This window comes from Pantoea dispersa, from assembly GCF_014155765.1.
Classification (GTDB): Bacteria; Pseudomonadota; Gammaproteobacteria; order Enterobacterales; family Enterobacteriaceae; genus Pantoea; species Pantoea dispersa.
This window is the reverse complement of record NZ_SCKT01000003.1, coordinates 535,557-552,797: the sequence shown is the minus strand read 5'-3', so window position 1 is coordinate 552,797 and position 17,241 is coordinate 535,557. Positions and strand designations below refer to the sequence as shown.

14 protein-coding genes and 1 pseudogene are annotated in these 17,241 nt (G+C 49.6%); 13 read left to right on the top strand and 2 right to left on the bottom strand.

The window, feature by feature from the left end:
• Positions 1–30: 30 nt before the first annotated feature.
• From hisG to H7K56_RS12505, 12 genes are all read left to right on the top strand, one after another.
• On the top strand, positions 31–930 hold the full coding sequence (gene hisG / locus H7K56_RS12560; RefSeq protein ID WP_031280070.1) for an ATP phosphoribosyltransferase: 900 nt from the start codon (positions 31–33) through the stop codon (positions 928–930).
• A 3-nt stretch (positions 931–933) separates the two neighbouring features.
• A complete protein-coding gene (gene hisD / locus H7K56_RS12555) occupies positions 934–2,241 on the top strand; it encodes a histidinol dehydrogenase (RefSeq protein ID WP_058757315.1) in 1,308 nt (435 codons plus the stop codon).
• Positions 2,238–3,314, top strand: a complete 1,077-nt coding sequence (gene hisC, locus H7K56_RS12550; RefSeq protein ID WP_058757314.1) for a histidinol-phosphate transaminase — start codon at positions 2,238–2,240, stop codon at positions 3,312–3,314. The genes hisD and hisC overlap by 4 nt, the downstream gene beginning before the upstream one ends.
• On the top strand, positions 3,311–4,378 hold the full coding sequence (gene hisB / locus H7K56_RS12545; RefSeq protein ID WP_150360823.1) for a bifunctional histidinol-phosphatase/imidazoleglycerol-phosphate dehydratase HisB: 1,068 nt from the start codon (positions 3,311–3,313) through the stop codon (positions 4,376–4,378). The genes hisC and hisB overlap by 4 nt, the downstream gene beginning before the upstream one ends.
• A complete protein-coding gene (gene hisH / locus H7K56_RS12540) occupies positions 4,378–4,968 on the top strand; it encodes an imidazole glycerol phosphate synthase subunit HisH (protein WP_141495236.1) in 591 nt (196 codons plus the stop codon). The genes hisB and hisH overlap by 1 nt, the downstream gene beginning before the upstream one ends.
• Entirely contained in the window at positions 4,968–5,705 is a 738-nt protein-coding gene (hisA, locus tag H7K56_RS12535) for a 1-(5-phosphoribosyl)-5-[(5-phosphoribosylamino)methylideneamino]imidazole-4-carboxamide isomerase (protein ID WP_150360822.1), read from the top strand. Before hisH ends, hisA begins: the two co-directional genes overlap by 1 nt.
• Complete coding sequence (gene hisF, locus H7K56_RS12530) at positions 5,687–6,463, top strand: imidazole glycerol phosphate synthase subunit HisF (RefSeq protein WP_021509351.1); 777 nt, start codon at positions 5,687–5,689, stop codon at positions 6,461–6,463. Before hisA ends, hisF begins: the two co-directional genes overlap by 19 nt.
• Positions 6,457–7,068, top strand: coding sequence for a bifunctional phosphoribosyl-AMP cyclohydrolase/phosphoribosyl-ATP diphosphatase HisIE (gene hisIE, locus H7K56_RS12525; protein WP_021509350.1), 612 nt, complete (start codon positions 6,457–6,459; stop codon positions 7,066–7,068). The genes hisF and hisIE overlap by 7 nt, the downstream gene beginning before the upstream one ends.
• Positions 7,069–7,173: 105 nt before the next feature.
• Positions 7,174–7,650 carry a YbaK/prolyl-tRNA synthetase associated domain-containing protein gene (locus H7K56_RS12520; protein ID WP_150360821.1) on the top strand — a complete coding sequence of 159 codons (477 nt, stop codon included), beginning with the start codon at positions 7,174–7,176 and terminating at the stop codon, positions 7,648–7,650.
• Between the two features lie 66 nt (positions 7,651–7,716).
• Positions 7,717–8,514, top strand: coding sequence for an ABC transporter substrate-binding protein (locus tag H7K56_RS12515; RefSeq protein ID WP_058782016.1), 798 nt, complete (start codon positions 7,717–7,719; stop codon positions 8,512–8,514).
• Between the two features lie 112 nt (positions 8,515–8,626).
• Complete coding sequence (locus tag H7K56_RS12510; RefSeq protein ID WP_150360820.1) at positions 8,627–9,742, top strand: succinylglutamate desuccinylase/aspartoacylase family protein; 1,116 nt, start codon at positions 8,627–8,629, stop codon at positions 9,740–9,742.
• A 206-nt stretch (positions 9,743–9,948) separates the two neighbouring features.
• Positions 9,949–11,553: a phosphoethanolamine transferase gene (locus H7K56_RS12505; RefSeq protein WP_150360819.1), complete on the top strand. Its 1,605-nt coding sequence runs from the start codon at positions 9,949–9,951 to the stop codon at positions 11,551–11,553.
• Between the two features lie 917 nt (positions 11,554–12,470).
• Here the strand turns inward: H7K56_RS12505 and H7K56_RS12500 are convergent.
• Together H7K56_RS12500 and gnd are read right to left on the bottom strand one after the other, a co-directional pair.
• Positions 12,471–13,862: a hypothetical protein gene (locus H7K56_RS12500; protein ID WP_150360818.1), complete on the bottom strand. Its 1,392-nt coding sequence runs from the start codon at positions 13,860–13,862 to the stop codon at positions 12,471–12,473.
• Positions 13,863–13,959: 97 nt separating this feature from the next.
• Positions 13,960–15,369 (bottom strand): NADP-dependent phosphogluconate dehydrogenase, encoded by a 1,410-nt coding sequence (gene gnd, locus H7K56_RS12495; RefSeq protein WP_150360848.1) that lies wholly within the window; start codon positions 15,367–15,369, stop codon positions 13,960–13,962.
• 563 nt (positions 15,370–15,932) lie between these two features.
• Here gnd and H7K56_RS12490 point away from each other — a divergent pair.
• Positions 15,933–17,240 (top strand): annotated as a pseudogene (locus H7K56_RS12490) (UbiA family prenyltransferase); the annotation flags it as partial.
• Between the last annotated feature and the right edge of the window lies 1 nt (position 17,241).

The following is a 17,241-nucleotide window of genomic DNA, read 5'->3' as shown; positions in this document are numbered from 1 at the left end:
CAGACAGGATTGAATAAGAGGACAGGAACCATGTTAGATAACACCCGTTTACGCATAGCTATGCAGAAATCCGGCCGTTTAAGTGATGAATCACGCGAACTGCTGGCACGCTGCGGTATTAAAATTAACCTTCAGCAGCAGCGTCTGATTGCGTTTGCGGAGAACATGCCGATCGACATCCTGCGCGTGCGCGATGACGATATCCCTGGCCTGGTAATGGATGGCGTGGTCGACCTCGGTATCGTTGGCGAAAACGTGCTGGAAGAGGAGCTGCTGACGCGCCGCGCGCAGGGCGAAGACCCGCGCTACTTTACGCTGCGCCGCCTCGATTTCGGCGGTTGCCGCCTGTCACTGGCAATGCCAGTCGATGCCGAGTACACCGGTCCGCAATGCCTGAATAATGCCCGTATCGCCACCTCTTACCCGCACCTGCTGAAAAAATACCTCGATAAACAAGGCATCGCGTTTAAATCCTGCCTGCTGAACGGTTCCGTTGAAGTGGCTCCACGCGCCGGTCTGGCCGATGCCATTTGCGACCTGGTGTCTACCGGCGCCACGCTGGAAGCTAACGGCCTGCGTGAAGTTGAAGTGATCTACCGCTCTAAAGCGGTGCTGATTCAGCGCGATGGCGAACTGCCAGCGGCGAAACAGCAGCTGGTGGACACGCTGATGACGCGCATCCAGGGCGTGATTAAAGCGCGTGAATCCAAATACATCATGCTGCACGCGCCGAGCGAGCGGCTGGAAGAAGTTATCGCCCTGCTGCCGGGTGCCGAGCGCCCTACCGTGCTGCCGCTGGCCGGTGAAGTGAGCCGCGTGGCGATGCACATGGTGAGCAGCGAAACGCTGTTCTGGGAAACCATGGAAAAACTGAAGGCGCTGGGCGCCAGTTCGATCCTCGTGCTGCCAATTGAAAAAATGCTGGAGTAACCGATGAGCGCAATCATGCAACCTATCGACTGGCAGGCGTGCAGTGCCGAACAGCAGCAGGCGCTGCTGCAGCGTCCGGCAATCTCGGCATCGGCCAGCATCAGCGCCACCGTGCAGGACGTGCTGGTGCAGGTAAAACAGCAGGGCGACGCGGCACTGCGGGCGTTCAGCGCGCGCTTCGACAAAGCTCAGGTGGAGAATCTGCGCGTGTCCGCCGCTGAGATGCAGGCGGCCGGCGAGCGGCTGAGCGACAATTTAAAGCAGGCGATGGCAGACGCCATGGCGAATATCGAAACCTTCCACAACGCGCAGATTCTGCCGCCGGTGGACGTGGAAACCCAGCCGGGCGTGCGCTGCCAGCAGATCACCCGTCCGGTGAAATCGGTCGGCCTGTATATTCCTGGCGGCTCGGCGCCGCTGTTCTCCACCGTGCTGATGCTGGCAACGCCAGCGCGCATCGCCGGCTGTGGCCGCGTGGTGCTGTGCTCGCCGCCGCCAATTGCCGATGAAATTCTCTACGCGGCGCAGCTGTGCGGCGTGCAGGAAGTGTTTCAGGTCGGCGGCGCGCAGGCGATTGCCGCCCTCGCCTTCGGCACAGAAAGCGTACCGAAAGTAGACAAGATTTTTGGCCCGGGCAACGCGTACGTGACCGAAGCAAAACGCCAGGTCAGCCAGCGTCTCGACGGCGCAGCGATCGACATGCCTGCCGGTCCGTCTGAAGTGCTGGTGATTGCCGACGAAGGCGCGACGCCGGCGTTTGTCGCCTCCGATTTGCTGTCGCAGGCCGAACACGGTCCGGATTCCCAGGTAATCCTTCTGACGCCTTCACTGCAGCTGGCAGAAGGCGTGGCGCTGGCGGTTGAACAACAGCTGGCGCAGCTGCCGCGTGCCGCTACGGCCCGTCAGGCGCTGGAGAGCAGCCGCCTGATCGTGGCGCAGGATCTGGCGCAGTGCGTTGAGATTTCCAATCAGTACGGCCCGGAGCACCTGATTATTCAGACGCGCCAGCCGCGCGCGCTGGTTGAGGAGATCACCAGCGCCGGTTCGGTATTCCTCGGCGACTGGTCGCCGGAATCCGCCGGTGATTATGCCTCCGGCACCAATCACGTGCTGCCGACCTATGGCTACACCGCGACCTGCTCCAGCCTTGGGCTGGCCGATTTCCAGAAACGCATGACGGTACAGGAGCTGACGCCGCAGGGCTTCCTCAACCTCGCCGCCACCATTGAAACCCTCGCCGCCGCGGAACAGCTGGACGCGCACAAAAATGCCGTGACCCTGCGCGTCGCCGCCCTGAAGGAGCAAGCATGAGCAACAACGTTGAAGATTTAGCCCGCGCTAACGTGCGCGCGCTGACGCCCTATCAGTCTGCTCGTCGCCTCGGTGGCAACGGTGACGTATGGCTGAATGCGAACGAATTTCCGCTGCCGGTGCCGTTTGAGCTGTCGCAGCAGACGCTGAACCGCTATCCGGAGTGCCAGCCAAAATTAGTCATTTCGCGCTACGCCGCCTATGCCGGCGTTCAGCCGGAGCAGGTGCTGGTGAGCCGCGGGGCGGATGAAGGGATTGAGCTGCTGATGCGCGCCTTCTGCGAACCGGGCAAAGACGCCATTCTGTTCTGCCCGCCGACCTACGGCATGTACAGCGTCAGCGCCGAAACCATCGGTATTGAGTACCGCACGGTGCCGGCACTGGACAACTGGCAGCTCAACCTGCCCGCGATCGCGGACCAGCTGGACGGCGTGAAAGTGGTGTACATGTGCAGCCCGAACAACCCGACCGGCAATCTGATTGATCAGGATGACATCCGCCAGCTGCTGGCGATGACCGCCGGCAAAGCGCTGGTCGTCGCCGACGAAGCCTATATCGAGTTCTGCCCGCAAGCAACGCTGGCCGGCTGGCTGCAGGAGTTCCCGCATCTGGTGATTCTGCGCACGCTGTCGAAAGCCTTTGCGCTGGCTGGCCTGCGCTGCGGCTTTACGCTGGCCAACAAGCCGGTGATCGATCTGCTGCTGAAGGTGATTGCACCTTACCCGCTGGCGACGCCGGTGGCCGACGTGGCGGCGCAGGCGCTGAGCGAGCAAGGCATCGCGCTGATGCGTCAGCACGCGCAGCAGCTTAACGACAACCGCGCCTGGCTGTGCGAACAGCTGCCGCAGCTGAGCGTAGTGCAGCAGGTCTTCCCGAGCGAGACTAACTATATTCTGGCGCGCTTCACCGACTCGCCAAAAGTGTTTAAAACGCTGTGGGATCAGGGCATTATTCTGCGCGACCAAAACAAAAACCCTGGCCTGGCGGGATGTCTGCGCATCTCCATCGGCACCCGTGAAGAGTGCGAGCGCCTGATCGCCGCGCTGCAAGCCTTATCTGTGGAGCAAGCATGAGTCAGAAGATCCTTTTTATCGACCGCGATGGCACCCTCATCTCTGAGCCGCCGACGGATTTTCAGGTGGACCGTATGGAGAAGCTGGCGTTTGAGAAGAACGCCATCCCGGCCCTGCTGGCGCTGCAGGAGGCGGGTTATCAGCTGGTGATGATCACCAACCAGGACGGCCTGGGCACTGAGCGCTTCCCACAGGCCGATTTTGACGGCCCGCACAACCTGATGATGCAGATCCTGCGCTCACAGGGCGTGAACTTCAGCGACATCCTGATCTGCCCGCATCTGCCGGAAGAGAACTGCGACTGCCGCAAGCCAAAGACCAAAATGGTTGAAGCCTGGCTGGCCGACGGCGCGTTGGATACCGCCAACAGCTATGTGATTGGCGACCGTATGACCGACATCCAGCTGGCGCAGAACATGGGCATTCAGGGCCTGCGCTACGGTGCGGAAGGCGAAGACTGGGACGCGATTCAGGCGCGCCTGACCAAACGCGACCGTCACGCGCTGGTTAACCGCAACACCAAAGAGACGCAGATTAAAGTGGAAGTGTGGCTGGATCGCGAAGGCGGCAGCAAAATTAACACCGGCGTCGGCTTCTTTGATCACATGCTGGATCAGATCGCCGTGCACGGCGGCTTCCGCATGAACATCGAGGTGAAAGGCGACCTGTATATCGACGATCACCACACGGTAGAAGATACCGGCCTGGCGCTGGGCGAAGCGCTGCTGAAGGCGCTGGGCGACAAGCGCGGCATCGGCCGCTTCGGCTTCGTGCTGCCAATGGATGAGTGCCTGGCGCGCTGCGCGCTGGATATCTCCGGCCGTCCGCACCTCGAATACAAAGCCGAGTTCAGCTATCAGCGCGTTGGCGACCTGAGCACCGAAATGGTCGAGCACTTCTTCCGCTCGCTGTCGTACGCCATGATGAGCACGCTGCACCTGAAAACCAAAGGCCGCAACGATCATCACCGCGTAGAAAGCCTGTTCAAAGCCTTTGGCCGCACGCTGCGTCAGGCGATTCGCGTTGAGGGCAACACCCTGCCGAGCTCGAAAGGAGTGCTGTAATGAACGTGGTGATTCTTGATACCGGCTGCGCCAACCTCTCTTCGGTTAAGTGGGCGATTGAGCGCCTTGGCTACACGCCCGCGGTGAGCCGCGATCCGGACGTGGTGCTGCGCGCCGACAAACTGTTTCTGCCCGGCGTCGGTACTGCGCGGGCGGCGATGGACCAGCTGCAGGAGCGCGAGCTGATCGAGCTGGTAAAAGCCTGCACCCAGCCGGTGCTCGGCATCTGTCTCGGCATGCAGCTGCTCGGACGCGGCAGCGATGAGAACGGCGGCGTCAGCACGCTCGGCATCGTTGATGAGCCGGTATCGCTGATGGATACCCGGGGTTTACCGCTGCCGCACATGGGCTGGAACCAGATCACCGCGCAGGCCGGCAATCACCTGTTCCGCAACATTCCGGACGGCAGCTACTTCTACTTTGTGCACAGCTACGCCATGCCGGTGAATGCCGCCACCATCGCCCAGTGCGACTATGGCCTGCCGTTCACCGCCGCCCTGCAGAAAGATAACTTCTTCGGCGTGCAGTTCCACCCGGAGCGCTCGGGTAAAGCCGGCGCGCAGCTGCTGAAAAACTTCCTGGAGATGTGATGATTATCCCCGCATTAGATTTGATTGACGGCAAAGTGGTGCGCCTGCATCAGGGCGACTACAGCCAGCAGCGCGATTACGGCAACGATCCCCTGCCGCGCCTGCAGGATTATGAACGCCAGGGCGCGGAAGTGTTACATCTGGTGGATTTGACCGGGGCGAAAGATCCGGCAAAGCGCCAGATCCCGCTGCTGACCACGCTTTTACGCGGCGTCAGCGTGCCGGTGCAGGTTGGCGGCGGTATTCGTCATCGTGACGATGTGGCCGCCCTGCTGGCAGCCGGCGCCACGCGCGTGGTGGTTGGCTCCACCGCAGTGAAGCAGCCGGAAGAAGTGAAAAGCTGGTTCAGCGAATTCGGTGCCGACGCCATTGTGCTGGCGCTTGACGTGCGCATTAACGCCAGCAATCGCAAAGACGTGGCGATCAGCGGCTGGCAGGAAGCGGCAGGCGTGACGCTGGAAGAGGTGATTGGCTGGTATCAGCCGGTGGGCCTGAAACATGTGCTGTGCACCGATATTTCGCGCGACGGCACGCTGAGCGGTTCCAACGTGGCGCTGTATCAGGAAGTGTCCCAGGCGTTTCCGGACATCGCGTTCCAGTCTTCCGGCGGCATCGGTTCACTGGACGATATCGCTGCCCTGCGCGGCAGCGGTGCACAGGGTGTGATTGTCGGTCGCGCCCTGCTGGAAGATAAATTTACGGTAGCGGAGGCAATTGCATGCTGGCAAAACGGATAATCCCCTGTCTGGACGTGCGTGACGGGCAAGTAGTGAAAGGCGTGCAGTTCCGCAACCACGAAATCATTGGCGACATCGTCCCGCTGGCGCAGCGCTATGCCCAGGAAGGCGCTGACGAACTGGTGTTTTACGATATCACCGCCTCTTCCGACGGCCGCGTGGTGGATAAAAGCTGGGTATCGCGCGTGGCGGAAGTGATCGATATTCCGTTCTGCGTCGCCGGGGGCATCAAAACCCCGGAAGATGCGGCGCGCATTCTGCAGTTTGGCGCAGATAAGATCTCCATCAACTCACCCGCGCTGGCCGATCCGACGCTGATTACCCGGCTGGCGGACCGCTTCGGCGTGCAGTGCATCGTGGTCGGCATCGATACCTGGTTTGATGAAGCCAGCGGCAAGTATCACGTCAATCAGTATACCGGCGACGAAGCGCGCACCCGCGTTACCCAGTGGGAAACGCTGGACTGGGTAGAGGAAGTGCAGAAGCTGGGCGCTGGCGAGATCGTACTGAATATGATGAATCAGGACGGCGTACGAAACGGCTACGACCTGGTGCAGCTGAAGAAGGTGCGCGATGTGTGTAAGGTGCCGCTGATCGCCTCCGGCGGCGCAGGGACCATGGCGCACTTCCTCGAAGCCTTCGAGCAGGCAAACGTCGACGGCGCGCTGGCGGCTTCGGTGTTTCACAAACAAATTATCAATATCGGCGAGTTGAAAAACTTCCTGATCGACAACGGTGTGGAGATTCGCGCGTGTTAACTGCAGAACAACTGGCCAGACTGGACTGGGCCAAAACCGCGGGCATGATGCCCGTCATCGTCCAGCACAACGTCTCCGGCGAAGTGCTGATGCACGGTTATATGAACGAGGACGCGCTGCACAAGACGCTGGCCGACGGCAACGTCACCTTCTTCTCCCGCACCAAAAACCGTTTATGGACCAAAGGCGAAACGTCGGGCCACTTCCTCAAAGTGGTCAGCATCACGCCGGATTGCGATAACGACACGCTGCTGGTGCTGGCCAATCCGATTGGCCCCACCTGCCATCTCGGTACCTCAAGCTGCTTTTCGCCTGCTGCACCGGACTGGACGTTCCTGTATCAGCTGGAGCAACTGCTGGCCTCGCGTAAAAGCGCCGATCCGGCCAGCTCCTATACGGCGAAGCTGTACGCCAGCGGCACCAAGCGCATTGCACAGAAGGTGGGAGAAGAAGGTGTTGAGACCGCGCTGGCCGCTACCGTCAATGACCGCCACGAACTGACCAACGAAGCCTCCGACCTGCTGTACCATCTGCTGGTGCTGCTGCAGGATCAGGAACTGGATCTCAGCACCATCATCAACAACCTGCGCGCACGCCATAAGTAACAATTGTGCGCCATGCTGCTCAAAACGGGCTTTCTGGCTCGATTTTGAGCAGCATACTTCGCAAAAGAGTGCGATCAATTGCGCTTCATCAGAATGGAAATCCCCATGACCACGCATGAAAAACTGCTCGCCCTGCTCGATCAGCACAACGCCCGTTACCGACTCATGGAGCATGAAGCGACCGGTAAATGTGAAGCCGTGGCCGCGATTCGTGGCACGGAAGTGGGACAAGGCGCCAAAGCGCTGGTGTGTCACGTCAAGGGCAACGGCATCAAACAGCATGTGCTGGCGGTGCTGCCAGCCGACCAGCAGGCTGACCTGAATAAAGTGGCAGCCGCCGTGGGTGGCCGTCGCGCCTCGCTGGCCTCGCCGGCTGAAGTGGATGCGCTGACCGGCTGCGTGTTTGGCGCGATTCCGCCGTTTAGCTTTCATGCGGATTTACAGCTGGTGGTGGACCCGCTGCTGTTCGAGCGCTACAACGAAATTGCCTTTAACGCCGGACTGCTGGAGAAGTCGGTGGTACTGCAGGTGGAGGATTACCGCGCACTGCATAATGGTAACGTGATGAAAATAATACTCTAATTGCCATACACCACGCTGAGCGGTACTCTCGATGACTTATCATCACGACAAAAGAAGACCGCAACTATGGCAAGTTCCCGTTTTACCGCCCGTCTGCGCCAGACGCTGGCACTGGCTGTGCTGGCAGGCTGCGCGTTCGGCGCTCAGGCAAAAATCGATCAGGTGCGTTTCGCCGTTGATCCAACCTATCCCCCTTTTGAATCCAAAACGCCGCAGGGCAAGCTGGTCGGGTTTGACATCGACCTCGGCAATGCGCTGTGCGCGCAGATGCAGGCCAAATGCGTGTGGGTCGAGAGCCAGTTCGACGGCATGATCCCGGCGCTGAAGGCGCGTAAGTTTGACGCCATCCTGTCGGATATGGGTATCACCGAAGAGCGTCTGAAGCAGATCGACTTCACCGTGCCGCTGTATGACACCCACACTCAGCTGATTGCGCGTAAAGGCTCCGGCCTGCTGCCCACCGCGGAATCGCTGAAAGGCAAAACCGTGGGCGTGGAACAGGGTACCGTGCAGGAGCGCTACGCGCTGGCAAAATGGCAGCCGCACGGCGTGAACGTGGTGCCGTATGGCGATCAGGCACAGGTTGAGAGCGACCTGATTTCCGGACGCCTTGACGTGGTGTTCACCGATGCCGCACAGGCCGCAAACGGCTTCCTGAAACATCCGCAGGGCAAAGATTTCGAGCTGGCTGGCCCGATTGTGCAGGATCCGATTATCGGCCCCGGCACCGCCATCGGCCTGCGCAAAGGCGACACCGAATTAAAAACCGCGCTGGACAACGCCTTCGCGGAAATCAAAAAGAACGGTACCTTTGATACCTTGCAGAAGAAGTATTTTGCGACGGATATCTCTATTAAGCCGTGATCGATGGGGCGGCGCATTTGCCGCCCTTTTTCCAGCAGAACTATAATTCCCTTCATCAATTTCATGCGGCGCGGCCACGAGCGTGCCCCAGACACAGGACATCGACAGCGTTATGCAACAACAACATCATCCTTTGTTAAGCGCGACGCTGGGCACCCAGCGGGAAATTGTCAGCTTCCACTTCGGCACCGACTCACAGCAGCGGGTGTATATTCAGGCGGCGCTGCACGGCGATGAACTGCCGGGTATGGCGGTGGCGTGGTATCTCAAGCAGAAGCTGCTGGCGCTGGAGTCGGCGGGCAAGCTAAAAGCCAAAGTCACTTTGGTGCCGGTCGCGAATCCGCTCGCGCTGGGTCAACACTGGCACGGCACTCACCTCGGACGTTTTCATACTCTTTCTGGTCAGGATTTTAACCGTCGCTTCCCGGCGCTGGGCGATACGCTGGCGGCAGAACTGGCGGGCTCGCTGACCCAGAGTGAATATGAAAACAAACGACTGATTCGCGACGCCATCGATCGTCACTACCGCGACCGCATCGCCAAAACCGAACTGGAGGCCCAGCGCTTCATCCTGATGCGCATGGCCAGCCAGGCAGACCTGATGATTGACCTGCACTGCGACTGGGATGCCTTGCCGCATCTTTACACCACACCGCACGCCTGGCCTGAAATTGAGCCGCTGGCGCGCTGGCTTGGCAGTGAAGTGCAGCTACTGGCGCAGATCTCCGGTGGAGAGCCGTTTGATGAGGCCTGCTGCGAACCCTGGCTGACGCTGGCTGAACGTTTTGGCAAGGACTACCCGATGCCGCGTGGCCTGCTGCCGGTGACGCTGGAACTGCGCGGCGTAGCCGATGTGTCGCCGGAACAGGCGGAGAAAGATGCGGATGCGATTATCAATGCGCTGAAAGAAGGGGGATATATTGCTGGAGAAACCGGAGACTCCCCTGCCCTGATCCATGCACCAACCCAGCTGGCGGGCTGTGAGTACATCCACGCACCTCACTCCGGACTGCTGCTGAACCGCAGAAAATTAGGTGAGTGGGTTAAAGCGGGCGAAGTGGTGGCGGAGGTTGTCGACCCGATCAATGACTACGTGACACCACTGGTCGCTGAGTTTGGCGGCGTGCTGTATGCACGAAACCTGACCAAGTTTGTCACGGCTGGGATGCTGGTGGTGAGGCTGGCGGGGGAGAATGCGGGACGTAAGGGGGAGTTGCTGGTGGTATAGGAAGTGTTGAAATGGAATCTCCTGAATGGAAAAATTTATAATACCGAAAAATGGACACAAAGCACCCCAGAGGATGAGTATGTAACCCTTGATTTTATGAATAAATTGAAGGCATGACAATTTCGTGCTAATTTGGCTTAATTTTCATCATACTATGCGATAATATTATCAAATCCAAATCGCTTAAATACCTAATGGAGTGATTAGTGCAGCAATTCCAAACATGGCTCAATTACATCAAGACAAGAAGATTTCTTTACATATTGATATTTTTAGCATCTATGTATTTATGTTGGGATAAGCCTTCACACGTTTTTTTTACAACATTCTTTACTACTTTTTTTTTCGCTAGAATCATATTCTGCGTTAAAAATAATTTACTGAGAAATTTTTTAGTAGTAAATCTCGTTGTAATTTCCATTTTGACGATTTTCATAATTTATAAATATGGTGATATTTCGACTAGCATGGTGATGTCGACTTTGGGTGTAAACTTAGGAGTATCATATGGAACAATTAAGACTTTTGGGTTAAGTTTCCTTTTACTGTTCCTTTTCGTTTTATGCTTAACTATATTTCTAGCAATTAATATATCTCATGCAAACTACTCTAGAAAAGAACGTACTATATTAATTGTTGCCATCTTTATACTTTTAGGGAAGCCGATTTCTAATGGAATAAATGAATGGGGTCTACAATTCTACGCTAACAATATCAAGTACTCACCTACCTTTATCTCCCAGCCGTATCTTGATCAATATAAGATATTGTTTGGCATTACAATATCAGCACTTTCTATTTACTCTGAAAATGCAGTAAATAGTTATAAGTATGACAAAAAAAATCATAATGAAACACCAGAGTTTATTAAATTTGATGCTACCAAGAAAAAAATAAAAAACATTATTTATGTTATTGGCGAGTCATCCAACCCAGAACGTTATGGTATTTATGGTTATACTAAAAACACCACGCCGAATTTATCCCTTTTAAAAGAGCAAAATAAATTATGTGTCATTGATCGTGTTCACTCCCCTGCCGCACAAACCAGACTTGCAGTGCCGATGCTAACTTCATTAGAAACACCTAGCGAGAGGGACAATTTATTCAACTATAAAAATCTTATCGAATTAGCAAAATCAGCGTCGTACAAAACTCATTGGTTCGATGCTCAAATGCAAAAAAATATGTGGAACAAACCTTTTGGGTATATTGCTCAGTATGCTGATGTACTTCAAACTCCCGAAGGAAACAATACTGGCTTTGAAATTAAAGAAGGAGAAGATGAAAATTTAGTTCCAGCGATTGAACATTACTTTAAAGAGTCTAAAGAACATAACTTTTTTGTTATTCATTTAATGGGAAATCATCTGCCCTATGGGTCCTTCCAAAAAAGACCTCCTGTGGAATTTCCAGATCCATATGACACGTCAGTCTATCAAGTTGATTACATCCTAAATAAAATACTATCACTTGCAAATATTTATTTAAAAGACTATCAATTCGTTTATGTTTCTGATCATGGTGAAGTTGTGGGTGCCGGACACGGATTTCCCACAACTGAAAATGAGATGTATAAAGTGCCACTTATCATGACTCAAAGCGATTTTTGCAAGCGGTTCTCACAACATCGTAGAGGAAATGATTACATCTCAACCAATCTTCTCAAATACACCATCTTGGATATGATGGGATATGATGTTAGCTTAGAAAGAATTAAAAATGAGGAAAATAAACAAGATATAATTCTTAACGAAAAAGAAGATATAATAAACTTCTCTCAATTAAAGGAAAAATATATAGAGAAGTAATAATCAAAAGTTCAGGCCGCGGCCTGAACTTACTGATAAATCGGACATATAGATTTTAATTATTGGTTTTCGAAGCACAATTTCAAACCGAGGTTCAATATAAATGACCAAATATATTCACACTAAAATACTTGAAAAAAACTGTCTCCCTAAGGAGATAGTTTGATAAAATGTTATGTGGGTTTAATGAAACTCTATTTTTTAATGTGGCTGAACTGGTATGATGGCATTATTCCTCTCTTCAAATATTGAGAATAGGGATTAGCTATTACGAGTGTATTCATCTCAACTCCCATTGAGTATTATTAAAAATTAGTATCCTATATAAGTCAGTTATACTCATATATATGAACAAAAGCCCAGTTGTACATTAAAAATTACGCAATTAGAATATTGAAATAAACTGGGATGTTTTTATAAACTAATTAAAATCCCAGCATTATACTTCCTATACAATTATAGGCGGAATAATATTTTGATAAATGAATATTGGCCAATCTAAACCCATGGCGGAAAATAATCTAAAATTAACTTCAGCCTTAAGGGTTATAGTATTAACCGACCTCTCATGTCCACGTATTTCAAAAAAAATTTTCATTCAAACATATTAATAGGAATAGTTTGAACTGAAGTGAAGTTGATTTTAAAAAATGCAAAATAGGTTGACTGATTATTTGAATTGCCTCATTTTTTACTTAAGGACTTCGGAAGTCAGGAATTACTATAATATTATTTTTCTCTAGTCATTTGAACGTCAATTATTAAAATTACTGCAAAGAAAACCTCCCCATGCTTTATATTTAAATATGCTAAATTTAAAGAAGGATGATCTCTAAATGCTTCATAATTCAGAATCTGATATTTTCTTATTTTCAGAGGCTGCACTTAGCCTCTGAAAAGAAATTATTGTTAAATAATCAATTCACACGATAATAACTTACACCGTTCAATATATTAATCCCTAACTGTAAATTCTTTTCATCGCATTTATTATCAGGTAGTGGAGTTATATTAATAGCGTGTTTTTTCCATATAGCTAGAGCCAGCTCTTTGAAATCATGACGCTGGTAACCTTGCACTTTTGAAAAATCGCCACAAACAAAGACTTGTTGATTAGGTTGGCTCTTAAGGTAATTGCCAAGGTAGTCCTCATATTGTGAAAATCGATTTTCATAAGTATAAAACCCAATCCAGTTAACGAACCCTAAATGGAAGCAACTTATAAAAATGATAAATGCAGAAAGAAAAATGGCTGGTTTAATAAGCCTGATAGAATTATAGGAAAAGTTATTAGCCAGAATCGAGAAAACGCTTACAAAGAAAACCCAAGGCCAGATTAGAGATCTTGCAGGAATATCAACACCAGTGTAGGTTTGCATAAGCGTTTCAAAGAACATTATCATTATAACAGCTACAAGCAATCGCATAAACATTCCACTACTTATTTTTGCGATCACTAATAAGCCCAATAGAGAAGAAATTACAACCCAATTATAATATAAAAATATATCATGCCACGTATGCATACTCTTCTTAAAATTATTAATAAGATCACTAAATGAGTGAACTGGATTAGGATGTCTCCAGTCAGCAATTTTAACCCCTAAATAATCATGAAAATGGTAATTAAGAATATAAATAACAATAACGCCTATAACATAGCCAACGTAATAATAAATACCTATTTTAATGGTGGATGCACATGTTTTCATTCTTATAGAAAACAATAAAAAACATGCCGGAATCATTGGCTGATAAGTAAGCATTAGCACAGCACTAACAATTATAAATAGAAACGAAACACTCTCTTTAATATAAAAAAAACATAATATAACCGTCACAATCCATACAGAAGGTGACAATGTTGCCGGCCAAAAGGATAAATCAGCATAAGCAGGGCATAAAAAAAACAATACTGCCGCAATGAATGTAGTTTTGGTATTATCAGTAATAACCAATGAAGCCCGCCAGCAAAATAGCGCATAACCGAATATAAATAAACAATACACGGTCTTAGCTGGTAAATAATATGCTATATAAGACCATAAATAGTTTATCCACCTTCCTTCCAGAAGGGTTTTATCCCATGGAGAGACGAACCCCTTCATATCAGGTGCAAGGCGCGTCATAAACTCCCAATCGTCATGTCGGATATAAACATTTGTGAACTGACCAAGACTAAAAATAAAAAAAAATGTTAGCAACAAAAAAAACAACAACCCATTGGAAAGATTACCATTATTAAATCTTTTGATATAAAGTTGTGTAGAAGAGTTAGAGACTAAACTAATAATTCCTTTGATTCCCATTACTTTTCCTAAAAGTGAATAACATAAAAGAAAAAATGATCATTTTATAAAAAAAAACCAGCTGCTAATGCAACTGGTTTATAATATGGCGCTCTTCTTAGAAAAGCCACTCGGTATGGAACACACCGTCTTTATCAATACGCTTATAAGTGTGCGCACCAAAGTAGTCGCGCTGCGCCTGAATCAGGTTGGCAGGCAGCACTTCTGAGCGATAGCTATCGTAGTATGCAATTGCCGCTGAGAAGGTTGGCGTTGGAATACCGTTCTGGATGGCATAAGAGACAACATCACGCAGCGCCTGCTGATATTCATCAGCGATGTTTTTGAAGTAGGGATCCAGCAACAGGTTTGCGATGTTAGCATCGTTCGCGTAAGCATCAGTAATTTTCTGCAGGAACTGTGCACGGATGATGCAACCAGCACGGAAGATCTTCGCGATTTCACCGTAATGCAGATCCCAGTTGTTCTCTTCTGAAGCCGCACGCAGCTGAGAGAAGCCCTGAGCATAAGAAACGATCTTACCCAGATACAGTGCACGGCGCACTTTCTCAATGAACTCAGCTTTGTCACCGGTGAAGGCTTGCGCCTGAGGGCCGCTCAGCACTTTAGAAGCTGCAACACGCTGTGACTTGAGTGAAGAGAGGTAACGTGCGAACACAGACTCAGTGATCAGAGAAAGTGGCTCGCCAAGGTCCAGGGAGCTCTGGCTGGTCCATTTACCGGTACCTTTGTTGGCTGCCTCATCCAGAATCACATCAACCAGGTATTTACCGTCTTCATCTTTCTTGGTGAAGATATCTTTAGTGATGTCGATCAGGTAGCTGCTCAGCTCACCGTTGTTCCAGTCAGTAAAGGTTTTAGCCAGCTCTTCATTGTTCAGACCGAGTGCGCCTTTCAATAAAGCGTATGCTTCTGCAATCAGCTGCATATCGCCATACTCGATACCGTTATGCACCATCTTAACGTAGTGGCCTGCACCGTCCGGACCAATGTAAGTAACGCAGGCTTCACCGTCTTCTGCACGTGCAGCAATTTTATCCAGAATTGGCGCTACCAGTTCATACGCTTCTTTCTGACCGCCAGGCATGATCGATGGGCCTTTCAGTGCGCCCTCTTCGCCGCCGGAGACACCGGTACCGATGAAGTTGAAACCCTGATCAGACAGTTCTTTATTACGACGGATAGTGTCTTTATAGAAGGTGTTACCACCATCAATCAGGATGTCGCCCTTATCAAGGTGTGGCGTCAGTGAAGCGATGGTTTTATCAGTCGCTTCGCCTGCCTGTACCATCAGAAGGATGCGGCGGGGTTTTTCCAGTGATTCAACAAATTCTTCAACGCTGTAGTAAGGCGCGAGATTTTTGCCTGGGTTCTCCGCCATGACTTCATCTGTTTTCTCGCGTGAACGGTTAAAGATAGAAACAGTGTAACCACGACTCTCAATGTTAAGAGCCAGGTTGCGGCCCATTACAGCCATACCAACTACGCCAATCTGTTGCTTGGACATACATACTCCTGTCTGAAGGTCATGCATCATGTTATCAGTAACATGAGGTGAATAAGTAGCGAACATGTTAACCCACTATCTTCTAAAAAAGGTAGTTTTGAATGCTTCTGGATGACAGTTCAAAAAATAACCCTCTATCTATTTTTCGAAAAAAAACACAAACAAATACAATAATTTACTTTACTTTGGAACTAAAAGACAGCAATTTTGACAACAAAAAACGCTGCCAATGAACAAAGATCGGCCAATTTCTGATAAAGAACATACAATTACATGTTCATTTTATTATAAATTTGTGGCAGCACTATGAATTAAGTTTATGAGGCAACAGTTATATACTTCCAGTATTGGAGAAAAACAGTTAAAATGTGAAACTTTTTTTGACACTATTGGAAGTTCTTTTTAGGTTGAGGAATAAAAATGCAACTGAGTGATCTTGATGCAATAAATCTGAACATACCACTGATCATTGATTTAGATGGGACCTTGATCAAAACTGACAGTCTACATGAGGGTTTAATTTCTTCTTTACTAAACAACCCAGCTAGAATTTTCGTTTAGCACCCGCGTTACTCAAAGGAAGGTCTTTTTTTAAACATACAGTTACAGATATCTTTGAGATGAATGCTGATGTTTTTTGTTATCGAAATAGTTTATTATGCCTGATAGAAAAAGAAAAAAATAAAGGGCGTGCAGTATTACTTGTCACTGCTGCGAACCATAAAATTGCAAATAATGTCCAAGAACACCTTCAACTATTCGATAAGGTGCAAGGTTCAGAAAGTCAAGTAAATTTAAAAGGTAAAAACAAACTGGAATGGCTTAAAACAAACTTTCCAGAGGGTTTCATTTATGCAGGAGATCACAAAGCTGATCTTCCAATTTGGCGTGAATCTGTTACAGCAATTTTAGTTGGCCAAGGAAAAAGGCAATTAAGCGAAGTAAAGAAATTATCTGTACCATATATGATTATTGAGGATGAGCCTTTTAGTAAAGTACGCGAATGGATCAAGCAATTGCGGGTACATCAATGGGCAAAAAACCTACTAATATTTGTTCCTTTATTACTAGCACATATTGTGACTAATCTGGATGCAATAATCTCTACTTTTGTGACATTTTTTTCCTTTTGCCTCATTGCATCTGCCACCTATATAATCAATGACCTTTGTGATATTGAGTCAGATCGAAGACATCGAACAAAACGCTTTCGCCCTATTGCATTAGGTACAATTAGTACACAAGAAGCAGTATTTGGTGGTATCTTTTTATTGTTAGTTGGTGGAATAACACTTGCCAGTATCTCATGGATGACATTTTTAACAGCAGTTCTATATGTTATAGTGACTATAGCATATTCATTCAAGCTAAAACGCATTCCACTACTTGACGTTGCGATAATCGGAGCGTTATTTACAATACGTGTAATTATCGGCTCTACGGTAAATAATTTACCATTATCGCCGTGGCTTAACTCTTTTTCGGCATTGTTCTTCTTTTCATTAGCACTTTCAAAACGTCATGTAGAAGTTATGCGCATGCCTGCAACTGGAAATAATTTTATTGAAGGGAGAGGTTATAATCATACTGACTGGCCTCTTACCTTATCCTTAGGTGTGGCAAGCTCAATTTCTTCAATTGTAATTATGATGTTGTTTTTAACTCAGGAAGCGATGGTAAGTTCTAAATATGCATCACCAAATTGGTTACTACTTGAACCTGCTTGCGTATTCTTATGGACACTCCGTATTTGGCTATTGAGTCATCGCAAAATGTTAAATGATGACCCGGTAATTTTTGCAGTCAAAGATAAGACCAGTCTTTTTCTTGGCGTGATCGTATTAATTAGTTTTATATTCGCAAACTATTGAG

Excerpts from the sequence above, each read along its gene's own strand:
- hisH (WP_141495236.1), top strand. The coding sequence starts at position 4,378 with ATGAACGTGGTGATTCTTGATACCGGCTGCGCCAACCTCTCTTCGGTT.
- hisC (WP_058757314.1), top strand. The coding sequence starts at position 2,238 with ATGAGCAACAACGTTGAAGATTTAGCCCGCGCTAACGTGCGCGCGCTG.
- gnd (WP_150360848.1), bottom strand. The coding sequence starts at position 15,369 with ATGTCCAAGCAACAGATTGGCGTAGTTGGTATGGCTGTAATGGGCCGC.
- H7K56_RS12500 (WP_150360818.1), bottom strand. The coding sequence starts at position 13,862 with ATGGGAATCAAAGGAATTATTAGTTTAGTCTCTAACTCTTCTACACAA.
- H7K56_RS12515 (WP_058782016.1), top strand. The coding sequence starts at position 7,717 with ATGGCAAGTTCCCGTTTTACCGCCCGTCTGCGCCAGACGCTGGCACTG.
- hisB (WP_150360823.1), top strand. The coding sequence starts at position 3,311 with ATGAGTCAGAAGATCCTTTTTATCGACCGCGATGGCACCCTCATCTCT.
- hisD (WP_058757315.1), top strand. The coding sequence starts at position 934 with ATGAGCGCAATCATGCAACCTATCGACTGGCAGGCGTGCAGTGCCGAA.
- hisF (WP_021509351.1), top strand. The coding sequence starts at position 5,687 with ATGCTGGCAAAACGGATAATCCCCTGTCTGGACGTGCGTGACGGGCAA.
- H7K56_RS12510 (WP_150360820.1), top strand. The coding sequence starts at position 8,627 with ATGCAACAACAACATCATCCTTTGTTAAGCGCGACGCTGGGCACCCAG.
- H7K56_RS12520 (WP_150360821.1), top strand. The coding sequence starts at position 7,174 with ATGACCACGCATGAAAAACTGCTCGCCCTGCTCGATCAGCACAACGCC.
- hisA (WP_150360822.1), top strand. The coding sequence starts at position 4,968 with ATGATTATCCCCGCATTAGATTTGATTGACGGCAAAGTGGTGCGCCTG.
- hisG (WP_031280070.1), top strand. The coding sequence starts at position 31 with ATGTTAGATAACACCCGTTTACGCATAGCTATGCAGAAATCCGGCCGT.